This is a genomic window from Kitasatospora cystarginea (genome assembly GCF_039533515.1).
GTDB classification, from domain to species: Bacteria; Actinomycetota; Actinomycetes; order Streptomycetales; family Streptomycetaceae; genus Kitasatospora; species Kitasatospora cystarginea.
Genome location: NZ_BAAATR010000139.1, coordinates 1 through 2,136, shown reverse-complemented (window position 1 = coordinate 2,136; position 2,136 = coordinate 1). Strand labels below are relative to the sequence as shown.

Below are 2,136 nucleotides of genomic sequence, written 5' to 3'. Positions count from 1 at the left end.
CGTAGCCCGAGCAGGCCGCCGCCCCTGCCGCGAGCACCTGCCCGCCGCGCCCGGCGCCCAGCTCGCGGGCGATCAACGCGGTGAGCGTGATCGAGGCGGCGGCGAGCAGCGCCGGCACGATCCGCACCCCGGTCGGGGTCGCGCCGAACAGCTCCGCGCCGAGCTTGGCCAGCAGCGGGGTGAGCGGCGGCTGGTCCGGGTAGCCCCAGGCCAGGTGGCGACCAGCGAGCAGGAAGTACAGCTCATCGCGGTGGAAGCCGTAGCGGCCCGACAATGCGATCAACAACGCCGCGGCAGCGGCCGCGATCCCCCCGACCGGCCCGGCCGCGAACGGCCCCAGACACGGCTGTGCATCCTCCCGAATACGCATGCCCTCATCCTGACCGCCCGGCACGGCGCCCGAGACGAGAATTAACAATGAGCCGCCCGACACGGATGCCAACGCGCTGCCCTGCGAGATCAGCCGGAACTGGCAAGAATCGCGCAGTGGTCAAACTTCGGCGGCACCCGGTCAAGGTTCTTTGGCACGGGACAACCCCGCCAGCAACTGCAACGCGAGGTGCAGCACGGGGTGCAACACAACGGCAGCGTTGAACCCCTGACCTGCGGAAATGCCCGTCAGAGGGCTCATGGACCGCGTTGCACCCCCGCGTTGTTGCATCCCCGGCCGGAAGACGGCGCCGCGTACAAGTATGCCAGGTATGCCAGGTATGCCAATGGTATACCACTGGGTATCCTGTCTGGTATGGCGATGACGACGATAAAGGTGCGGGCCGAGGTGCGCGATGAGCTTGCGCGCCTGGCGGCCGACGACCTCGGCGGGGTCACGCTGAATGCCGCGCTGGAGCACCTGCTGACCGAGCATCGCAAGGCCCGGATACTGGCCGCTTACGCCTGCCTGGAGGCCGACCCGAAGGCGTGGGCCGACTACGGGAGCGAGCTGGACGAGTGGGACGCCGTGGCCGGCGACGGCCTGGGCGGTGAGGCGTGAGCCGCAAGTCCGCCCCCTGGCAGGTCTGGATGGCCGACCTCTCCCCGGTCATCGGCTCCGAGCAGGCCGGCCGACGCCCCGTCGTGGTCGTCTCCAGCCCCCTGTTCGCCGCCTTCCCCACCGCCATGGCCATCGTGGTCCCCCTCACCACCGCCGACCGCGGCCTCCCCCACCACGTCCCCGTCACCTCCCCCCACTCCGGCCTCAACCGGCCCAGCCGGGCCCGCACCGACGACGTCCGCACCATCTCCGAACAGCGCCTCATCGGCCCCCGCCCACTCGGCACCGTCACCGACAAGGAAGCGGACGAGATCCGCACCTACCTGCGGATGATGATCGACCTCTAACACCCCCCGCCCCGGGGCCGCAGATGCCGCCCGGGGCCGCACACCAGCCCGGAAACCCCCGCCCGCGGCGACGGGGTACCGCTCACGCCGGCACCCGGAGCCGACCGCCAATCAGGCCCGGCGGCAGTCCTGGCCGCTCACCCACAGGGAGCCTTCGGCCCAGCCGGCCTGACACCTGTACGCCTGGCCCGACGCCCGGTCGATGAGGGTGAAGTCGCTCAGCGGCCCCCAGGCGGTGCTGTCGCAGGAGCGGCCGAACACGGTCGGCAGCTCGTGGCTCACCTCGTGGCACTGGATCACTTCACCGACCCGCTTGCCGGGGGTGCCGGCAGCGGCCTGGTGAGCGCTTCCGTCGGCCGCGCCGGCGGCGCCGACACCGGTCAGGCCCAGGACCGCGGCGGCGATGCCGGTCACGAAGAGCAGTCGTTTCATGGGGGAACCTCCCTGGTCAGGATGGGACTCCGCAAACGGTTCCCACGTGATCCATCTGTGTATCGGCCCATTCGCGTGATCACGACACCCCGGTGATTGTGATCTCTGAGTGAATCTGCAGGGGGCAGTGCGTTGACCTGCGGTCCTGCAGGTTGCTTCAGACGACGGCGCTGGCTTCCTGGATGTCTCCGGTCTCCTCGGTGGGGCGTTTTTGCTGTTCGGATGGTGGCTGGGGTCGGTCCTGCAGGTATGCGGGAATGCTTGGGTCGCCTAGCCCCGTACTTCGCAGGTCACCGTTTCAGGTCTGTGGCCAGCGGGTTCGGGTGACTTCGATGCCGAGGAGTTCGAGGAGGTGGAGTTGGACGC

Annotated in this window: 4 protein-coding genes; 2 read left to right on the top strand and 2 right to left on the bottom strand. The window is 69.8% G+C overall.

Going from position 1 to position 2,136, the window contains the following annotated elements; genetic code table 11:
• On the bottom strand, positions 1 to 370 hold a 370-nt coding region (locus ABD369_RS40415; protein WP_344641631.1), incomplete at its 3' end, for a glycosyltransferase family 39 protein.
• 375 nt (positions 371 to 745) lie between these two features.
• On the opposite strand from ABD369_RS40415, the gene ABD369_RS40410 reads away from it, so the two are divergent.
• Together ABD369_RS40410 and ABD369_RS40405 are read left to right on the top strand one after the other, a co-directional pair.
• Positions 746 to 991: a hypothetical protein gene (locus ABD369_RS40410; RefSeq protein WP_344641630.1), complete on the top strand. Its 246-nt coding sequence runs from the start codon at positions 746 to 748 to the stop codon at positions 989 to 991.
• Positions 988 to 1,338, top strand: coding sequence for a type II toxin-antitoxin system PemK/MazF family toxin (locus tag ABD369_RS40405; protein WP_344641629.1), 351 nt, complete (start codon positions 988 to 990; stop codon positions 1,336 to 1,338). The genes ABD369_RS40410 and ABD369_RS40405 overlap by 4 nt, the downstream gene beginning before the upstream one ends.
• Positions 1,339 to 1,449: 111 nt before the next feature.
• On the opposite strand, the gene ABD369_RS40400 is transcribed toward ABD369_RS40405, so the two are convergent.
• A complete protein-coding gene (locus tag ABD369_RS40400; RefSeq protein WP_344641628.1) occupies positions 1,450 to 1,770 on the bottom strand; it encodes a hypothetical protein in 321 nt (106 codons plus the stop codon).
• Positions 1,771 to 2,136: the final 366 nt, after the last annotated feature.

Coding starts and splice junctions, on each gene's coding strand:
- ABD369_RS40410 (WP_344641630.1), top strand. CDS start 746: ATGGCGATGACGACGATAAAGGTGCGGGCCGAGGTGCGCGATGAGCTT.
- ABD369_RS40400 (WP_344641628.1), bottom strand. CDS start 1,770: ATGAAACGACTGCTCTTCGTGACCGGCATCGCCGCCGCGGTCCTGGGC.